This window comes from Paenibacillus sp. (assembly GCF_031177825.1).
Classification (GTDB): domain Bacteria; phylum Bacillota; class Bacilli; order Paenibacillales; family YIM-B00363; genus Paenibacillus_AE.
In genome coordinates, this window is record NZ_JAPSKE010000039.1 from 26,399 (window position 1) to 45,438 (window position 19,040).

16 protein-coding genes are annotated in these 19,040 nt (G+C 60.6%); 1 reads left to right on the forward strand and 15 read right to left on the reverse strand.

What is annotated here, in order from left to right:
* Positions 1–195: 195 nt before the first annotated feature.
* The 14 genes from RIN49_RS26675 to RIN49_RS26740 all read right to left on the reverse strand — a co-directional run bounded on the left by RIN49_RS26675 (position 196) and on the right by RIN49_RS26740 (position 14,467).
* Positions 196–411, reverse strand: a complete 216-nt coding sequence (locus RIN49_RS26675; protein ID WP_309123161.1) for a DUF1146 family protein — start codon at positions 409–411, stop codon at positions 196–198.
* A gap of 24 nt (positions 412–435) precedes the next feature.
* Positions 436–2,994 carry a S8 family serine peptidase gene (locus tag RIN49_RS26680; protein ID WP_309123162.1) on the reverse strand — a complete coding sequence of 853 codons (2,559 nt, stop codon included), beginning with the start codon at positions 2,992–2,994 and terminating at the stop codon, positions 436–438.
* Positions 2,995–3,182: 188 nt separating this feature from the next.
* Complete coding sequence (locus RIN49_RS26685; RefSeq protein ID WP_309123163.1) at positions 3,183–4,706, reverse strand: NADH-quinone oxidoreductase subunit N; 1,524 nt, start codon at positions 4,704–4,706, stop codon at positions 3,183–3,185.
* 3 nt (positions 4,707–4,709) lie between these two features.
* On the reverse strand, positions 4,710–6,341 hold the full coding sequence (locus tag RIN49_RS26690) for a complex I subunit 4 family protein (RefSeq protein WP_309123164.1): 1,632 nt from the start codon (positions 6,339–6,341) through the stop codon (positions 4,710–4,712).
* Positions 6,342–8,222 (reverse strand): NADH-quinone oxidoreductase subunit L, encoded by a 1,881-nt coding sequence (gene nuoL / locus RIN49_RS26695; RefSeq protein ID WP_309123165.1) that lies wholly within the window; start codon positions 8,220–8,222, stop codon positions 6,342–6,344.
* A 15-nt stretch (positions 8,223–8,237) separates the two neighbouring features.
* Entirely contained in the window at positions 8,238–8,552 is a 315-nt protein-coding gene (gene nuoK / locus RIN49_RS26700) for an NADH-quinone oxidoreductase subunit NuoK (RefSeq protein ID WP_138195899.1), read from the reverse strand.
* Positions 8,549–9,061 carry an NADH-quinone oxidoreductase subunit J gene (locus RIN49_RS26705; protein ID WP_309123166.1) on the reverse strand — a complete coding sequence of 171 codons (513 nt, stop codon included), beginning with the start codon at positions 9,059–9,061 and terminating at the stop codon, positions 8,549–8,551. The genes nuoK and RIN49_RS26705 overlap by 4 nt, the downstream gene beginning before the upstream one ends.
* The gene (gene nuoI / locus RIN49_RS26710; RefSeq protein WP_309123167.1) at positions 9,062–9,514 is read right to left on the reverse strand and encodes an NADH-quinone oxidoreductase subunit NuoI; all 453 of its coding nucleotides are present in this window, start codon (positions 9,512–9,514) and stop codon (positions 9,062–9,064) included.
* 24 nt (positions 9,515–9,538) lie between these two features.
* Positions 9,539–10,543 carry an NADH-quinone oxidoreductase subunit NuoH gene (gene nuoH / locus RIN49_RS26715; RefSeq protein ID WP_309123168.1) on the reverse strand — a complete coding sequence of 335 codons (1,005 nt, stop codon included), beginning with the start codon at positions 10,541–10,543 and terminating at the stop codon, positions 9,539–9,541.
* On the reverse strand, positions 10,543–11,646 hold the full coding sequence (locus tag RIN49_RS26720; protein ID WP_309123169.1) for an NADH-quinone oxidoreductase subunit D: 1,104 nt from the start codon (positions 11,644–11,646) through the stop codon (positions 10,543–10,545). The genes nuoH and RIN49_RS26720 overlap by 1 nt, the downstream gene beginning before the upstream one ends.
* A gap of 6 nt (positions 11,647–11,652) precedes the next feature.
* Positions 11,653–12,738, reverse strand: a complete 1,086-nt coding sequence (locus RIN49_RS26725) for an NADH-quinone oxidoreductase subunit C (protein ID WP_309123170.1) — start codon at positions 12,736–12,738, stop codon at positions 11,653–11,655.
* On the reverse strand, positions 12,735–13,253 hold the full coding sequence (locus RIN49_RS26730; RefSeq protein WP_138195894.1) for a NuoB/complex I 20 kDa subunit family protein: 519 nt from the start codon (positions 13,251–13,253) through the stop codon (positions 12,735–12,737). Before RIN49_RS26730 ends, RIN49_RS26725 begins: the two co-directional genes overlap by 4 nt.
* Entirely contained in the window at positions 13,238–13,636 is a 399-nt protein-coding gene (locus RIN49_RS26735) for an NADH-quinone oxidoreductase subunit A (RefSeq protein WP_202914570.1), read from the reverse strand. Before RIN49_RS26735 ends, RIN49_RS26730 begins: the two co-directional genes overlap by 16 nt.
* A 189-nt stretch (positions 13,637–13,825) precedes the next feature.
* Entirely contained in the window at positions 13,826–14,467 is a 642-nt protein-coding gene (locus RIN49_RS26740) for a CGNR zinc finger domain-containing protein (RefSeq protein ID WP_309123171.1), read from the reverse strand.
* A gap of 111 nt (positions 14,468–14,578) precedes the next feature.
* Here RIN49_RS26740 and RIN49_RS26745 point away from each other — a divergent pair, with 111 nt between their 5' ends.
* Positions 14,579–15,058: a DinB family protein gene (locus RIN49_RS26745; RefSeq protein WP_309123172.1), complete on the forward strand. Its 480-nt coding sequence runs from the start codon at positions 14,579–14,581 to the stop codon at positions 15,056–15,058.
* A 77-nt stretch (positions 15,059–15,135) separates the two neighbouring features.
* On the opposite strand, the gene RIN49_RS26750 is transcribed toward RIN49_RS26745, so the two are convergent.
* Positions 15,136–19,040, reverse strand: a 3,905-nt coding sequence (locus tag RIN49_RS26750; RefSeq protein ID WP_309123173.1) for an S-layer homology domain-containing protein, incomplete at its 5' end; no start/stop codon positions are given.

Below are 19,040 nucleotides of genomic sequence, written 5' to 3' on the forward strand. Positions count from 1 at the left end.
CCGAAATTTATCGGAAACCATGACAAATTTCGACGTGTTTCTGCACGCTGCTTTCCAGTGTAGCACCAGCCAACGTCCGAAACAACTGTTAAGTTTCTACAGTATTCGAAAGGGTCTTTCGATTTATGACGGTTGTACTACTCATTGTTAACAAACTGTTCCTATCCTATTCCGTCGGGAGCGAAAACCGCCTCTTCAGGGGATCGACCAACCGATATAAGAGAAGACGAACGCCGAGCATTGATGGCCCAGCACGATCGCCAGCAACAGATGAAGCAGCTTCGCCTGCCGGCTGCCGGGAGCGCTGACGAACCTCTCGAATTTGAGGCCCGACAGCGCCCACCAGGCGACGGCGACGCAGAAGAGCAAGATGATCATGCGCAGCATGACGAGACTAAGAATCGAATCCATCGAGCTGGCCCCTCTCGTGTTCCGTTATTTCAGAAGATGCGCGAGCAGCGTCGCGAATTCGGCGCGGGTCGCTCGGCCGTTCGGCCGGAACGTGCCGTCTTTAAAGCCCTGCAGCTTCCCGCCGTCGACGAACGCGTGAATGTACGAGGCCGCCCAATGATCCGGCGATACGTCCGTGAAGGCGGACCTCGACGACGATTTCCTGACGGTACTCGACGCAAGCGCCGCCATGACCGTCATCTCGGCGCGCGTCACCGGATCGTTCGGTCGGAACGTGCCGTCCGGGTACCCTTGAATGACGCCTCTGGTCGCGGCCGCCGCCACCGCATCCTTCGCCCAATGCGTTTCGGCGACGTCCGGGAACGCGCGCGCCGATGCGCTCGGCTTCAAGCCATAGGCTCTCGCGATGAATGCGGCCGCTTCGGCTCTCGTCAGCGTGCCGTTCGGATCGAAGCGGTAATCGTCGTACCCTTTGACGATCCCCTTCTCCACTAACTCTTTCACGCTGTCCCGCGCCCAATGCTCGTCGAGGTCGGTGAAGCCCGCCACGAGCGGCGCTCTGCGGTACGCGACGCCGTATTGTTTGTCTTGGTATGCGGCGTCCGTCATTAACCGAATGTAATAGACGCCCGCTTCCAGCTCATGCGTCAGCTTCATGGACGTCGTGCCGAACGGGCTCGTGCGGCCGTACTTTTGCTGGGTGCCGGAGGTGAACAGCGTGTAATACATGTAGCGGTCGAGCGGAATGTCGGTAATTTCGATCGTCACCAAGCTTTTGCGGCTGAGTCGAATTTGGAACCAGTCCTCGTCCTTCGCCGAATCGAATACGCCCCGGTACGTTCGGTCCTGCGCCATGGTCGTCGCCTGGTACGAGCGGTCGTTCGGCTCGAAGTCGTCGAAGAACTTCTTCTCGAACTTCACCGTTAGCGTGTACTCCCCGACGACGGGCAGCGGGAACAACGCTTTGACGTTTCTCACCCGGATATAGTAGATTCCTGGTTTGACTTCGATGTCTCCGGAAAATTCGGGCAAGCCTTCTCCGTTTTCATCGAAGGGCTTCGTAGGCGCATCGCCTTCGCGGACGATGTACAGCTCCGGGTCGATCCGCCACGTGTCCGTCTCGAGCCGCGCGGATATCGTGCCCGGCGAATCGAATTTCATCGAGTACCAATCTTGATCGTCGATCTTGCTGAACGTGCCTTCTACGACGTTCGTCGCCTTCGTCGGCAAGCGGTACGATTGGTACGCTTTGTCGTTCGGTTCGTACGGGTCCGAATAGATGTGGAAATCGGTTTCGATCCGGTACGGCGTCGGACCGGCTCCCGCGTCGGATTTCAACCGAAGCATCGCGTACAGCCGCTCGCCGTCCGAGGACGGCAGACGCGCTTCCTTGCCGCCCGACAGGTCGAACGTCTTCGACGAGCCCCCGCCTTGATCGAGCACGAGCTCGGCGGCGACCGACCGGCCGTCCCAGCCCTTCACGCGGACGCTGACTTCCCCTTGATACGGCGGGTCGAAGGCGAACCAATCGACGTCGCTCTTCGAGGCGAACTCCCCGCGTACGACCGTCGAAACCGAAGTCGGCTTCGCCTGGTCCTTGCGGTCGTCCGGCTCGTGCATATCCGCCTTCGGCTGAATCAAGAGCGCCGCATCCGTGCGCAGCAAGCCGTAGCCGGTGCGCACGTTCCAACCCGCTTCGAGCGGCAGCGCCGATTGCCGCAGCCGCTCGCGCACGTCGCCGGGCGTCAGCTCGGGATCGAGCCCCAGCATAAGCGCGACCGCCCCGGCCACCTGCGGCGCCGCCATGGAGGTGCCTTCTTTCGAGACGTAGGCGCCCCCGTTGCCGGTCGTGAACACGAACCACGGCGCGATCAGATCGACCTCGGGACCGAAGTTGGACAACGGCTTATATTCGTTGGTCACCGACGCGCCGCCGACGGCGACGACGGTCGGGTACGCCGCAGGGTAACGCACCGTCTTCCCTTCGTTGCCGGTCGCCGCGACGAGCAAGACGCCTTTGCTCTCGGCGTAGGCCACGATCTCCGCCAGGTAGGGCGAATACAGGTGCAATCCAAGCGAAAGCACGACGATGTCGGCCCCGTTATCCACGGCATATCGGATCCCTTGGCCGAGCTGCTCCTCGTCGCCCTTCCCGTTGGCGCCGACCGCTTTGATCGGCATGATCCGCGCGTTCGGCGCGATGCCGGCGATCCCTTGGCCGTTGCCGGTCACGGCCGCGATGACGCCGGCGACCGCGGTGCCGTGCCCGTTGTCGTCCTGCGGCGCCTGCTTCGCTTGAAGGATGTTCGTTCCGTCGACGAGCCGCCCCGCCAAATCCGGATGCTTCAAGTCCACGCCCGTGTCGACGACCGCCACGGTCACGTCGGCGAGCGTCTTCCCGCTCGCCTGGATCGCCTCCCACGCCGCGGGCACGCCCGTCTGTTCCAAATACCGTTGTTTATTGTAATGCGGATCGTTCGGCGCATCGGCCGCCGCGGCCGCGGGCGTTCCCGCGCCGACCGCCGTTACGGCCGCTACCAATGCCGCCGCAAACCACGATGTGATAGCGAATGATAGGTTCATTTTCATTCCCCGCTTTGCAAAGCCCATGCAGTAGAATTCCATAACTATATACTATTCGCCGTTCGCGCCCTAAACCCTGCCCTGCCTTCATGTTCGGTAAATTGTAACAGAAAATAAAAAGACTTGCCCCGAAGCAGATTTCTCTGCGATCGAGGCAAGCCTCAAGGTCTGGCAAGTTCGTCATTCGCTTACGCGAAGAAGTCCGTGGAGAACCGGAACAGCCGCTCCAGTCCGTTCAGCACCGGCCCCGGGAAGAAGCCCAAGAGCACGCCGGCCGCAGCCGACACCCACAGCGCGACGCCGAGCGCCGGCGTCACGCGAATCGGCGATTCTTCGGAGCCCGATCGCATGAACATTTGGCGGATGAGGCCGAAGTAATAATAGAACGACACGACGCTGGTGACGATCATGACGAGCGCCAGCCAGAACAGCTTCATCTCGACCGCGCCGAGCAGGATGAACAGCTTGCCGAAAAATCCGCCCGTCACCGGAATGCCGGCCAACGAGAGCACGATCAGCACGATCGCGAACGCCGTCGCCGGCGCCCGGTGATATAACCCGGCGAAGCCGCGCATGTCGTCGTGACCCGACGCCCGCGAGACGATCGCAAGCGCCGCGAACGCCCCCATGTTCATGAACAGGTAAGCGATCATATAGTAGACGAGCTCCGCATACCCGCTCACGTGGAACAAGCCGACTTGCGCCACGATGGGCACGAGCAGATAGCCCGCGTTCGCCACGCCGGACAGCGCGAGCAGCCGCTTGACGTTCTGCTGGCGGAGCGCCATCGCGTTGCCGACGATCATCGCGGCCGCCGCAAGCACGGCGAGCGTCAAGAACACGTCGTCATGCAGCGGATACTTCGTCGAACCGACTTGGAAGAAGCCGGTGTAGAACAACCGGAACAGCAGCGCGAACCCGGCCGCCTTCGACACGACGGCCAGATAGGCCGCGACCGGCGTCGCCGCGCCTTGGTACACGTCCGGCGCCCACGAATGGAACGGCGCCGCCGCGATCTTGAAGCCGATGCCCGTCAGCATCAGGAAGAAAGCGACATAGAGCAGCGCCGCGAACGGGTCGATTCCGCTTTCGCGGAGCGCCGCGTTGATTTCTAGCAAGTTCGTCGATCCGGTCAAGCCGTACAAGAAGGACATGCCGTACAAGATGAACGCGGACGAAATCCCGCCCATGACGATGTACTTGAACGCCCCTTCGCTGGAGACGGATACGCGCTTGCGCATGCCGACCATGACGTAGGTCGTAATGCTGAGCAGCTCCAGTCCGACGAACAACATGATCAGGTCGGCCGACGAAGCGACGACCATCGCTCCGAGCGTAGCCGGCAGATAGAAGTAGTAGTATTCGCCGATGTCTTCGCCGCCGAGATCTTCCTTCTTCATCCCAAGGCTGATCAGCACCGCCATCGCCGTACCGACCAGGAACAGCAGCTTCAGCACCAAGGCGAAGTCGTCCACGCGGTACGATTGGTTCAGCAGCGAGACCGGCTGGTCGACGCCGAGCTGAAGCGCGACGAACGCGGCGGACCCGGCGAGCGCGACGATCGTCAGCCATCCGATCGCCGACCGATCGAAGTTTCGCGGCATCAGAAGATCCACGAGCGAGAAGACGACCGCCGCGATCACGAGCGTCAGCTCCGGCGCCAGGAAGGCGAGGTCCGATACTTGCAGTCGTAGTAATGTGTCCGGTGACATCGATTAACCTCCCCCGTTCGCTTCGGAGCCCGTGAGCAGTTGCTCGAAGCCGCCGATCGTCGTTTGCAGCGGCTCGCTCAAAACCGCGGGATAGATGCCGATCAAGAAGATGAACGCCGCCAAGGCGATCATCGGCACCGCCTCGACCCAACGCGCGTCTTTATACGTTAAAGACGCTTCGGAAGCCGCGCCGAACGTAATGCCGAGCACCCCTCGCAGGACGTAGACGGCGGCCAGGATGATGCCGAGGCAGCCGACGGCCGTAAGGATCGGCATCGCGTCGAACAAGGACACGAACGCTAGGAACTCGCTAACGAACCCGGACAAGCCGGGCAGACCGAGCGACGCCATGCCCGCCACGAGCAGCATGCCGCTCATGAACGGCATCGACTTGGCGAAGCCCCCCATCGAGGACAGAAGCGTCGACGACGTCCGTTCGTACAAACTGCCGACGATGAGGAACATCAACGCCGAGATGAGACCGTGCGAGATCATCTGGAAGACGGCGCCCTGTACGCCGATGCCGTTCATCGCCGCGACGGCCAGCAGCACGATGCCCATATGGCTGATCGAAGAGTACGCCAGGACGAGCTTGAACTCCTTCTGCACGAAGGCGAGCGCCGCTCCGTACAGGATGTTCACCACGCCGAGGATCGCGATCAAGACCGCCCATTGCTTCGCTTCGTTCGGGAACAGGAAGACGCCGAACTTCAGTAAGCCGTACGCTCCCATCTTCAGCAATACGCCGGAATGAATCATGACGATCGACGGCGGCGCTTCCGTGTGCACGCGCAGCATCCACGTATGGAACGGGAAAATCGGCAGCTTGATGCCGAACGCGATCAGCAGCAGGAAGAACACGAACGTTCGATTCCCTTCCGTCAGGAAGAACGGGTTCGGGAAGTTTTGCGCGAATTCCGGCCCCATGTTGGAGAAGGACGCGGCATCGTGCATGTTCTTGAAAACGACGTCGTAGCTCCCGGAATAAATGAAGGAAGCTCCGTCGACGGACATGCCGGCCGTCGCGATCAAGATCAGGAACGCGACCAGCATAAGCGCCGAACCTAATCCGTTGTAAACGAGAAACCGGTTGGCCGCCTTTTCCCTCTCGTACAGCCCGTAGATTCCGATTAAGAAGAACATCGGAACGAGCGTAATTTCGAAGAAGAGGAAGAAGAGAAACAAATCTCTCGCGAGAAAGACGCCGAGCATGCCCGTCTCCAACAACAGAAACAAGATGAAATACGTCTTGAACCGCTTCTTGATATGAACGGATGCGAATGCGGCCATCGTCGCCACGAACGCCGTCAGAAACACGAGCGGCAGCGAGATGCCGTCCGCGGCCAACGCGTAATCGAACTGCACTCTATACGTTTCTACCGAACCGAGCTGCTCGAGCAACTCGGAATTCAACGAGACGGCGATCCATCGCATCGTCTCCGCGAACTGCGTGCCTTCGCCCGCGAGATCGAACGACGCGTACAGCCATCCCGCGAGAAGGAGCGGCAGGAACGTCGTTCCGATGCCGATCCAACGGATGAGACGGCCGTTCTCCTTCGGGACGAACAAGAGCGCCAATACGCCGAGCAACGGAGCGAAGACGATCAGCGATAAGATCGGGATGTTATCCAGCATCTAGAGGAACCTCCTTCCGGCAAGCGCCGCGATGAAGACGAGGCACCCTAACAGCATGATCAAGCCGTACGTCTGCATCTGACCGTTTTGCAATCGGGTGCCGACGCGGCCGATGCCGTTCGTCGCCGCCGTCACGAGCTTCACGGCGCCGTCCACCACGTACGTATCGAAGAGATGGAGCAGCTGCCCGATCGCGCGATACGGCGCTACGATAACGGCCTGGTAGATTTCGTCGATGTAATACTTGTTGCGCAACACCGCCGGGCCGGTTTCCACGGACGGCTCGGCCGCATTCGGCTTGCGGAAGACGATGTATCCGATCAAGATGCCGGCGATCGCCGCGACGTTGGACAGAATGATCACGATCCAGTTCGCATGCTCTACGAGCGTCTTGCCCGCAAGCCAACCCGCGAGCCACGGCTCGCCCGGAACGTTGACGAAGCCGGCGACGACGGCGAGCACGGCCAGCACGATGAGCGGCAGCGTCATGACGAACGGAGATTCGTGCGCGCGTTGATACGCATGCGGATCCTTCGCGCGCGATTTCCCGAGAAATACTAGGACGTACAGTCGGGTCATGTAAAACGCCGTGAAGAACGCGGCGAGCAAGCCGACCGCGAACAGAATCGTATGCCCATGGTGCAGCGTCTCCGAGAGAATCGCGTCCTTCGACCAGAAGCCCGCGAACGGAACGAGGCCCGACAGCGCCAGCGTGCCGATCGCGAACGTGACGGCGGTGATTTTCATTTTCCCGAATAGTCCGCCCATCTCGCGAATGTCTTGGTTATGTACGCCATGGATGACGCTGCCCGCCCCGAGGAACAAGAGCGCCTTGAAGAACGCGTGGGTGAACAGATGGAAGATGCCCGCCGCCATGCCCAAATCCGAGCCCATGCCGAGCGCCAGCATCATGTATCCGAGCTGGCTGACGGTCGAATATGCGAGCACCCGCTTAATGTCGTTCTGGGCGACGGCGATCGTCGCCGCGAATAACGCGGTGAACGCGCCGACATATGCGACGACCTCCAGCGCGGCCGAGGACGCGAGGAAGATGTCGTACGTGCGCGCGACGAGATAGACGCCCGCCGCGACCATCGTCGCCGCGTGGATGAGCGCCGAGATCGGCGTCGGGCCTTCCATCGCGTCGGGAAGCCACGTATGCAGCGGGAACTGACCGGACTTGCCGACCGCGCCGACGAAAATCAGCAAGGCAATCCACGTCGCGAGGCCGCCGTCGATTTCGCCGCCCTCGAAGGCGTTATGGATGGCGCTGAAATCGAGTTGGTGCCCCGGCATCGCCCAGAACAGCAGCAGGATGCCGATAAACAGCCCGACGTCGCCGATGCGCGTGACGATGAACGCCTTTTTCGCGGCGGCCTTCGCTTCCGGCTTGTGATACCAGAAGCCGATCAGCAGGAACGAACATGCGCCGACGAGCTCCCAGAAGATGTACAGCATCACGATGTTCGACGAGAGGACGAGCCCCAGCATCGAGAACGTAAACAGCGACACATACGCGAAAAACGTCGAGATCCGTTCGTCCTCCGCCATGTATCCGAGCGAATACAGATTGACCAATGCGCTGACGAGCGTGACGACGACGAGCATCAGCGCGTTCAGGTTCGTCACTTCGAAGCCCATATGCAGCGAGAAGCTGCCGATATCGAGCCAGCGCCACTCTTCCCACGTATACGCCGCCGCCGCACCGTCCATCCGTTCGAAGAAGACGAGCAGCGCGAGACCGAGCGATACGAATGCGGCGACGACGCCGATCGCCGGGCCGACTTTCCTTGCGCCCTTGCCCAGAGCCGTAAGTATCAAGAAGCTCAGGAGCGGAAAGACCGGAATGAGCCAGGCGTAATTCACGAAAGTATAATCCACTTGTCTTCCCCCTCCTTATCGCTTCATCTCGTTCATGTCTTTCACGTCGCTGGTGCCCCGGTTGCGGAACAGCGCGATCAAGATCGCGACGCCGATGGCCGCTTCCGCGGCCGCTACCGTAATGGTGAACAAGGAGAAAATTTGGCCGGTCAGCGAAGGGACGACGCCGTACTTGGATAAGGCGACCAGGTTCAAGTTCACCGCGTTCAGCATCAGTTCGATCGACAGCAGCACGATGACGGCGTTGCGCTTCGTCAGCGCCCCGAACAATCCGATGCAAAACAAGATCGCCGCCAGCGTCAGGTAGGAAGAGGCTAAATCGACCGTCATTGCCCTTCCTCCCTTCTCGCGAGCACGATCGCGCCGATGAAGGCGACGGTAAGCAGCACCGATACGAGCTCGAACGGCAGCACCCGCTCCGTAAAGATGATTTGACCGATCGCGGCCGTATTGTCGGCGCCGGGGTCGAAGCCCGCCCCGCTCGGAAGCTCCGCGTTCTGGATCGCGAAGAACAAGGCGCCGAACAACGCGACGCAGCCGATCGCCGTTACCGTCTCTTGCGTCGTCCACGGCGGCGCTTCCTCGTTCTCCTCATGCTTGGTGAGCATAATGCCGAAGATCATCAGAATCGAGACCGCGCCCGCGTAAATCAAGATTTGCACGAACGCGACGAACTCCGCCTCCAGCAGCACGTACAGGCCGCCCAAGCTCAAGAACGCGAACGCAAGCGAGACGACCATGTGTACGACCTTCGTAAAGCTGATCATAAAGATCGCGCCGCCGATGATGAGCAAGGCGAACACGAAGAAGGCGACCAATTCGCCTGTCAGGAACGACATCTAGCTGGCCCCTCCTTTGGCGGCAGGCGTCAAGTTTTTGCTGTTCTCGCTGCGAACGTTCGTGTTGTTGTCGCTCAGCCATTCCATGTTTTTGAACAGATCGTCTCGGCTGTACGTCGCGAGCTCGAAGTTGTTCGTCATGACGATCGCTTCGGTTGGACATACCTCCGTGCATAGATCGCACAGGATGCAAATTTCGAAATTGATGTCGTACGTGTCGATGACCTTGCCCTTCTTCTCCGGGTCCGGATTCGGCTTCCCGGTCAGCGTAATGCATTCGGTCGGGCAGACGCGCGCGCACTGATTGCACACGATGCACTTGTCCGGGTCGAAATGCTGCACGCCGCGGAACCGGTCGGGCATGTTCAACGGCACGTCGGGATAAGCGTACGTCACTTTCTCTTTCGTGAAGCTCTTGAGCGTGACGCCTAGACCTTTCGCGATCCCTTTCATGTTTACCCCTCCATCCAGCGGTTTTTACAGCAATTCTTTGACGAGCGCCGTTAGGAAAATGTTGATCAACGCGATCGGCAGCAAGTATTTCCACGCGAGACCCATCAGCTGGTCGATCCGAATGCGCGGCATCGTCGCCCGCAGCCAGAACAAGACGAAGACGACCGCCGAAAATTTGAGCAGGAACCAGATCAGTTCCGGGATGAACGTCAGGAACGGCGCCGGCGCATGCCAGCCGCCCAAGAACAACACCGTCGTCAACGCCGCGATCGCGTACACGTAGACGTACTCCGCGAGCATGAAAAACGCGAAGCGGAAGCCGCTGTACTCGACGTGATAGCCGGCGACGAGCTCCGATTCCGCCTCGGGCAAGTCGAACGGCGTCCGGTTCAGCTCGGAGATGGCCGCGATGACGAACACGCCGAACGCGATAATTTGCGGGAAGATGTTCCAATTCCAGATCCAGCCTGCTTGCCCTTCGACGATCGTGCGAAGGTTCAAGCTGCCGGACAGCATGATGACGCCGACCATCGACAGGATGAGCGGCACCTCGTAGGAGATCATCTGCGCCGCGGACCGCATCCCGCCGAGCAGCGAGTACTTATTATTGGAAGCCCAGCCCCCGAGCACGATGCCGAGCGTCGAGATGCTCGTCAGCGCCCCATAATAGAGCAATCCGACGTTCAAGTCCGCCGCGTATAGGTTGCTCGTGTACGGCAGCGTCGCGATGACCGCGAACGACGGCACGAACGCGATCGCCGGCGCCAGGATGAACAACGCCCGGTCCGCCTTCGAGGGGATCGTGTCTTCCTTGATCAGCAGCTTCGTTACGTCGGCGACCGACTGCAAGAGTCCCCATGGTCCCGTACGGTTCGGGCCCGGACGGAGCTGCATGTAGCCGATGACCTTGCGCTCGAAGTATATCGCGTACGTCACGAAGCCGAGCACGATGAGCAGCATGAGCACGCCCACGGCCAACATGGTGAAAAACCCGGTCCAAGAGAGCGGGTTTTCGAAGTAGGTTTGCATCAGCCATCCACCTCCCCGACGACGATATCGGTCGCTCCAAGAATCGTAACTAAGTTGGTCATCGTCTCGCCGACGAGCAGCTTCGGCAATATTTGCAGATTTACGAACGACGGGCGACGGAACTTCAAGCGGAACGGCTTATCCTTCCCGCGGGAGACGAGGTAACAGCCGATCTCGCCCCGAGGCGATTCGATCGCCGAATAAATCTCGCCCTCCGGCGGCCGGATGACGCGCGGCACCTTGCCGATGACCGGGCCGTCCCCCGGGAAGTTGTCCAACGCTTGCTCGAGAATCCGAAGGCTCTGCTCGATCTCCGCCAGACGGCATAGGTACCGGTCGTAGCAATCTCCGTTCGTCCCTACCGGAACGTCGAAGTCGAACTTTTCGTATAAGCTGTAAGGTTGATCCTTGCGCAAATCCCACTTGACGCCGGTGCAGCGCAGATTGGCGCCGCTCAGACCGTAGTCGATCGCGGTTTGCGCGTCGTACTTCCCTACGCCCTTGATCCGAGACAAGAAAATTTCGTTCCCGCTGACGAGGTCGTCGTACTCCTTCAGCTTCTCGCGCATGTACGGCACGAAATCGCGCACCTTCTGGAGCCAGCCCTCCGGCGCGTCCCATTTGACGCCGCCGACGCGCATATAGAAGTAGGTTAACCGCGCGCCGCACAGCTCGTTGAACATGTCGATGATCTTCTCTCGGTCGCGGAACGCGTACAGGAACGGGCTCATCGCGCCGATGTCGAGCAAATACGTCCCCCACCACACGAGATGGGAAGCGATGCGCTGCAGCTCCATGACGACCAGGCGCAAATATTCCGCCCGTTCCGGTATTTCCAGCTCCATCAGCTTTTCGACCGTATTGCACAGTACATAGTTGTTCGTCATCGCCGATACGTAATCCATGCGGTCCGTATACGGGATGATCTGCGTGTAGGTCAGGTTTTCGGCCAGCTTCTCCGTGCCGCGATGCAGATACCCCATCACCGGCATCGCTTCCTTAATAATTTCGCCGTCCAGCTTGACGACGATCCGGAAGACGCCGTGCGTGCTTGGATGCTGCGGGCCTACGTTCAGCAGCAGTTCTTCGGTTCTTAAGGCCATCTGTCCTTACACCTCCGGGTCGAGCGGTTCGTAGTCTTTGCGCAGCGGGTGGCCGACCCAGTCGTCGGACATCATAATGCGCCTGAGGTCGGGATGACCCGGGAAGTCGACGCCGAGCAGATCGAATACTTCGCGCTCGTTCCAATTGGCCGTCGACCAGAGCGGCGTGACGGAAGGGACGACCGGCGCTTCCCGGTCGGCTTTCACCTTCACGCACACCTCATGCTTCGTGGTCAGGCTCACCAGGTGATAGACGACTTCCAGATGCGTCTCGTGGTCGACGCCGGACAGATTGCGCAAGTAATTCATCCCCGTCTCGGGATGCGTCTTGAGCGTCTCCGCCGTCTTGAACCACTGTTCTCCCTTCACGGTCAGCGTCGGGATCTCTAGGCCCTTCTCGTTAATCGTCGCCGATTCGACCGCTTCCGGACCGACGCTCTCCGCCACGATCGCCGCGATACGGTCGAGCAGCGGCTGGTTCTTCGACGGCTCCTTCGGCTTCGGCGGCTCGGCATCGCCGTCCTCCGCCTTCGCCGCGCGCGGCGCTCTAGCCGGCCGCTCGCCGGCGCCTTCCGCTCTCGGGGCGCGCGCCGGCCGTTCGGCCGCAGCGCCTTCCGCCGCGGGTGCTCCGCCGCCCGCCGCCGCGGCTCGAGCCGCCCGCGCTTCCTGGGCGCGACGGATCTTCGCCTCGCGATCCTCGTCGGTAACCGCTTTCGCGGAAGGATTCTCGACGGTCTCGCCTTGCGAATCCGCGCCGCTTGTCTCCGCGAGCTCCTTCTTGCCTTCGCTGGCCGCTTCCGCGTCGCGCGCTTGCTCCTTGGCGACCTCGTCGCCCGTCGCCTGCAGCGCTTCCGCCCGCTTCACCGTCTCCTCGGTCGGCGTCGCCTTCCCGTCTTCGACCTTCACTTCCGCGCCGACATGATTCGTATGGATTTCTCCGTCCTTATCGGGCTCCGGTTTATACTTCTGAACCTCCGCCTCGTTCTGCGGCATCGATACGTCGGTGCCTTCCGGCGCCGGCTCGGGCGGGTTGCCGCCGGCTTCCTTCGCCAGCTCTTCCGCCGCCTTCTTGATCTTATCGTCTTCCGTCACTGACTCGTCACCCGCTTCCCGGTCTTCGCTTCGTACCGGATCTTCTCTTGCAGCTTATTGATGCCATAGATGAGCGCGGCAGGATTCGGAGGGCAGCCTGGAATATACACGTCTACCGGGACGATCTGATCGACGCCCTTCACGACGGCGTAAGACTTTACGTACGGGCCGCCCGCGGTCGCGCAAGAGCCCATCGCGATGACCCACTTCGGCTCGGGCATCTGATCGTACAGCTTGCGAAGGAGCGGTCCCATCTTTTTCGTAACCGTACCCGCAACGATCATTACGTCCGACTGGCGCGGCGACGTCCGGAAGATGACGCCGAAGCGGTCCAAGTCGTAATGGGACCCGCCCGTCCCCATCATCTCGATCGCGCAGCAAGCGAGACCGAACGTCATCGGCCACAGCGAGTTGCTGCGAGCCCAGGCCTTCAGCTGTTCGAGCGTCGTCATGAAGACGTTGCGCTGCAGCTCCTCGTGTTCCTCCGGCGAAATCTTGCTTAAATCGAGGTCCATTTCAACACCTTCTTCTTCCAAGCGTAGATGAGTCCGATGACGAGCAGCAATACGAATATCAACATTTCCACGACGGCGAACAAGCCGAGCTTATCGTAGGCGACCGCCCACGGGTACAAGAAAACCGCCTCCACGTCGAAAACGACGAACATCAGCGCGAACAAATAATACCGCACGTTAAACCGAACTTGCCCGGACCCTACCGGATCGTTGCCGCTCTCGTAGGTGGTCTGCTTCTGCGCCGTCGGCTTATGGGGCCTCAGCAAGCGGCCGAGCGTCAGCGCGGCGACCGGCAAAAACACGCCGAGCGCCACGAAAATCGCCACCAGCACGTAATTGTTCATGTAATGTTCCAAGTTCTCGATTCCTCCTTGTCGTCGCATCAGGCGTACTTATGGAATTAACAAAGATTGGCTATAAAACGTTACCATTATAACAAAAACTCCAATCGGAGTATATGCAACGGTCGTTTTTGTTGCGAAATCGGATCGAACCGTTCCATGGCGACTCGCGATTTCTAACGGCTAAACTCTCCCTTACCCAACTCCCAGTCTTTCACTCGAGCCGGTTTTCTAACCGTTGCTGCCAGGCTTTCCTTTTTTGCGCTCTTGGAACCTTCGCATCTTCGCCCGGTTCCCGCAGTCTCGCATGCTGCACCAACGGCGGCTATGATTTTTCGTATGATCCAGGAACAGCCATCCGCAGCCGGGCGGCCCTTCGCATCTGCGCACGTCGGCCGCCTGCGTCGAGGTTAGCAGCTCGACGGCGGCCCGGATGACCGGATACAAGGGCCTCAGCCACGCGCTTTCGGATCCGGGCTGCCATTGCCAAACGAATGCGTCGTTAACGAAATCCAACGACAGGTTGGCTCCGACCTCTCGCCACATCCCGTTCAGCATCTCGACGTCTCCCCTGGCGGGAGGCTCCCCGTGCGCGACCGCGCTGAAGATGCGAAATAACCCTTCCCTCACGTCCAAAGCTTTCCTGAACGCCGCTTCGGCTTCCGGCTCTCGCGTCTTCGCCGCGTTCAGCAGCGCTGCACCGGACTCCGGACTCAAGGTTTCGGCGGCTATCGCCCATGCCACGACATCCGCATAACCGTGAAGTCGATCGACCGGCGCGGCGCTGGAATGCCAATCTACCGTATTGCAATAATCGAGGGGCAACGATCCCCCGAGAAAGCTGAACGCCGGCCCCGCTTCCTTGTCATTCAAGTCTTCCACCCCCGCCGAGCGATACTATGTCCACCGTACCATGCCGTATTGACATTGGCAATGTCCTACAGTTACAATCTAACCATCAAAGTATATTTAGGAGGTTATAGCATGGATTTTACCCCCGAGCTTTCGCTAGCGAAACAATTCGAGATGATTTACGAAAGAAACCACTGGTACGCGCCGCTGCGCGACTTGCTCGCAGCCGTCACCCCTGACGAGGCGATTCGCCGCCCCGTTCAAGGCGGGCATACCATTTACGAAATCGTCCATCATCTGTTGTACAGCGCGGAAGAAGCGACGCATCGGTTGGGCGGACGTCCTAGCCAATGGGACGAAGCGAGAAGCTGGGTCGAGACGCCGGCCGCATTGACCGCGGAGGAATGGCAGGCGACGATCGGACGTTACGACGATACGCGACGCGCGTTCCGCGACGCTGCCTTCAAGCTCGGCGACGCCGCGCTGGAGGCCGCCGACGCGAACCGCCCTGCGCCGTATGACCTCGTCCAGCAGATTCTTCATCACGAAGCGTTCCACGCGGGTCAAATCGCTTACATACGGCGCTTGCACGGCCGCGAAGCGCTCCTCTGATCGACATCCGCTTTCTCCCCCACGACGAAAAAGGCGGCCGTCCCTCGGTTCATTCCGAGGTGCGACCGCCTTTTCATTTATTCCCCTTCTACGAAACGAATCCACTGTTCCTTGCCGTCCTGCGTCCAAATCGCTTCATGCGATTTCGAAGCTTCTCCGACGTCGGCGTATGCCCAGTACGTCTTCGATACGTCCGGCCACAACGAAGCGTAATTGCCCGTTAACGGCCCGCGTCCGACGGCCCGGTTGATCATCGTCACCGCTTCGGCTCTCGTCAGATCCCGATTCGGGTAGAAGTTCCCTTCCGGATACCCGTTCATGATCCCCTTCTGACGAAGCGTTTCGACATGATCGATCGCCCAATGCCCCTCCAGGTCGGTGTAGACGGTAGTCGTACCGGTCAGCGGCTCGAGATCGAGGAAGCGCAGCATGGTCGCCGCCATTTCGGCTCTCGTGATCCGTTTGTCGGGGTGGAACTCGCCGTTCTCGTATCCCTTCATGATTCCCGTTTCCTTCATCCGTTCGATGGCCCCGAACGCCCAGTGCGACGTCGGCACGTCGGGATACGACGCGGCGCCGATTCCCGGAGACGCCGTGAATTCTTCGCTCCGCTGCAGGATCCGCGCGAGCATCATCGCCATCTCCGCTCTCGTAATGGAGTTCTCCGGTTTGAACTCGCCGTCGGGATACCCGTTAATGTATTTGTAATGAACGAACGGTTTCGCGACGACGAATTTGAAAGCTTGGCTCTTGGCGCCGCCCGAACCTGCGATCGCCGCCTGTACCTCATACTCGCCTTCCGCCAATTCTCCCGCGAGGAACGTCCACGTCCCTTGCGCGTCGCTCTTCGCGGTCCCGACCTTCCGACCGTTCAAGTATACGTCCACTTGCACATTCGGCGTCGCCTTCCCAACGATGGTGACTTCCCGATCCGTTACGACTTCGTTCCCCTTCGGAGGCGTAATGGACACTTCTTGCTTCGGAACGTCTACGGATTCGACGGAATCGACGGGCGCAGTCGCCGTCGGCGCGTCGGAAACCCGGAAGAACGTGAACGTACTGAATTTTTGCAGCTTGAACTTAAATCCTACGGGAACGTTCCCTTCGTCGGTAACGATCGTTCCGTCCAACGGACCGTCTCCGACTTTCACGATTCTAGTTTCGTCGTCATGCTCGATGAGCAGCCGAATCGAATCGATCTGTTCGGATGTAATCCCAAGTCCCGTCAATGGGAAAATGACTTCCGTTTCGTACCCGACATAGTTCGTGACGATTTCCCTTGGGATGCCTAGCACTTCCGCGGTTTTCCCGCTTCCGGCCTCGGCCTGCATCGTCTGCGCCGTTCGGTTCACGACGACCTGTTTCTCCCCCGCGTCCCGAATCGGAACGATGCGGAAGAACAAGTCGATGCCGGCTTCGGTCAACTGCGAGATGGAATTCGGCTGCAGTTGGATGGCGCCTTCCGGCGTCGTGACGTTCAGCGCGCGGGCTCCCCCGTTTCGTTCGATGACCTGCAGCGCCGCGTTCGCGATCTCGACGGCGATTTCATCCGCCCGCGCGTCCGAAGACGCGTTCGGCTTGTCGTCGAAGTCGATTCGAATATTTCCCGTCACCGAATTTACGATCGCCTGCATCGCCGTGTCCGACATTACTAATTTATCGACGGTTTGCACCGGCGCGCCGTCCGTGCTCAGCGTCGTTCTCGTCACCCTGACGCCTTGATCGACTACCGTATCTCCGACCTTGACCGCGTTCGTCGCGGGCGTCGTTACCTTCTCTTCTTCGAGTTGATTGCTTTTTACGATGAGCAGGAACGTTCTTTCCAGTTTTCGGCCGTCTTTTTCGACGATCGCGGTTAATATGACGTTGACGTCTTCCGCTTGACGATTCACCCTCGTCTTATATTCCGGCACTTCGCCGCCCTGCATTTGCGCTTCCGGTTCGATGTTGATGACGGCCGGCTTGCTCGACTTCCAACCGACGACCGTTTCGTAGGCGCCATCCGCAATCAAGAAGACCGGCAGCGTCACGCTCTCCCAGATATCCCCTTGCGAGAATCGCACTTTGACTTGCTTTAACGCGTCCGCGACGTCGTCGCCGACCCGAACTTTCGCCGAGGGTTCGCTTTCCAAGCCTCCCACTGTCTGCGTTACCGAATAATCGGTACCCGTCGGAACGCCGGCGAAGACGAATGCACCGTTCCCGTCCGCGATCCCCGTCGCTACGAGTCGACCGTCCTTATCGTACAGCTTGAGCGTCGCGTTCGGGTTCCCGCCGGTTGCGGTTACCGTCCCCTCGCCATTGGAGCTGCCGACGGCCGCAACGATTCCCGGCCCGACGTCAACTTTGGAAGAGCGGCCGCTCTCCAAGCCGTCCACCGTTTGGGTCACCGTGTAGTCCGTGGCGACAGGCACGCCGACGAACGTGTACGTCCCGTCGGGGTTCGCTATCCCGGTCGACGTTACGCCCCCGTTCTTGTCATACAGCGTCAATGTGGCGCCGTATACGGCCCCGGTCACGGTGATCGTGCCCGCCCCGTTTCGGCTGCCCGTTATCGTTACCAAGCCCGTGCCAACCGACACTTTGTTGGATACGGCGCTTTCGATGCCGTCGACGGTTTGCGTGGCCGCGTAGTCGGTTCCCGGAAGCACCCCTTGGAACGTGTAGCTTCCGGTTCCGTCGGCGATTCCGCTTCCGACGACGTTCCCCAGCTTGTCATAAAGTGTAACCACCGTATCGTATACCGCGCCGGTTACCGTGACCGTTCCTTCGCCGCCGACACTTCCGACCGCGACGACGGCGCCGGGGCCGACCGCGACTTTGTTCGACAAGGCGCTCTCCACGCCGTTCACGGATTGGGTCGCTGCATAATCCGCCCCGAACGCCACTCCTGTGAACGTGAACCGCCCTTCGGCGTCTGCCGTTCCGGTTGCGACCGGTACCCCGAACTTATCGTACAACGCGAGCGCCGCGTTCGGGGAAGCTGCGCTTACCGTTACGGTTCCCGCTCCGTCTACGCTTCCGACCGCCGTAACGGGAGGCGTCGTCGGCACGGTGACCGGACCCGAGCGATTCCCGCTCTCTACCGCGGCGCCCGTCGTCGGCGTTGCCGCGTTCTTCGGCGTCACCTCGAACGCGATGTACTTGCCGACGTCCGCCTGCGTCAACGTGTAGGTCGGGCTTGTCGCTCCCTCGATCGCTTCGCCCGTTCCGCCCGTCGCCGCATCATACCGCAGCCAGCGGTACGTCGTCCCCGACTCCTCGTCGCCGTTCGCGTCGGCATAGTCATACGCGCCGGTCAGCTGCGACCCTACTTGCGCCGTCCCGCTCACCGTCACGTTGCTCGCCGTCGGCGCCGCGCCTGCCGAAGCTACCGGGCCCGAACGGTTCGCGCTCTCTACCGCGGCGCCCGTCGTCGGCGTTGCCGCGTTCTTCGGCGTCACCTCGAACGCGATGTACTTGCCGACGTCCGCCTGCGTCAACGTGTAGGTCGGGTTTGTCGCTCCTTCGATCGCTTCGCCCGTTCCGCCCGTCGCCGCGTCATACCGCAGCCAGCGGTACGTCGTCCCCGACTCCTCGTCGCCGTTCGCGTCGGCATAGTCATACGCGCCGGTCAGCTGCGACCCTACTTGCGCCGTCCCGCTCACCGTCACGTTGCTCGCCGTCGGCGCCGCGCCTGCCGAAGCTACCGGGCCCGAACGGTTCGCGCTCTCTACCGCGGCGCCCGTCGTCGGCGTTGCCGCGTTCTTCGGCGTCACCTCGAACGCGATGTACTTGCCGACGTCCGCCTGCGTCAACGTGTAGGTCGGGTTTGTCGCTCCTTCGATCGCTTCGCCCGTTCCGCCCGTCGCCGCGTCATACCGCAGCCAGCGGTACGTCGTCCCCGACTCCTCGTCGCCGTTCGCGTCGGCATAGTCATACGCGCCGGTCAGCTGCGACCCTACTTGCGCCGTCCCGCTCACCGTCACGTTGCTCGCCGTCG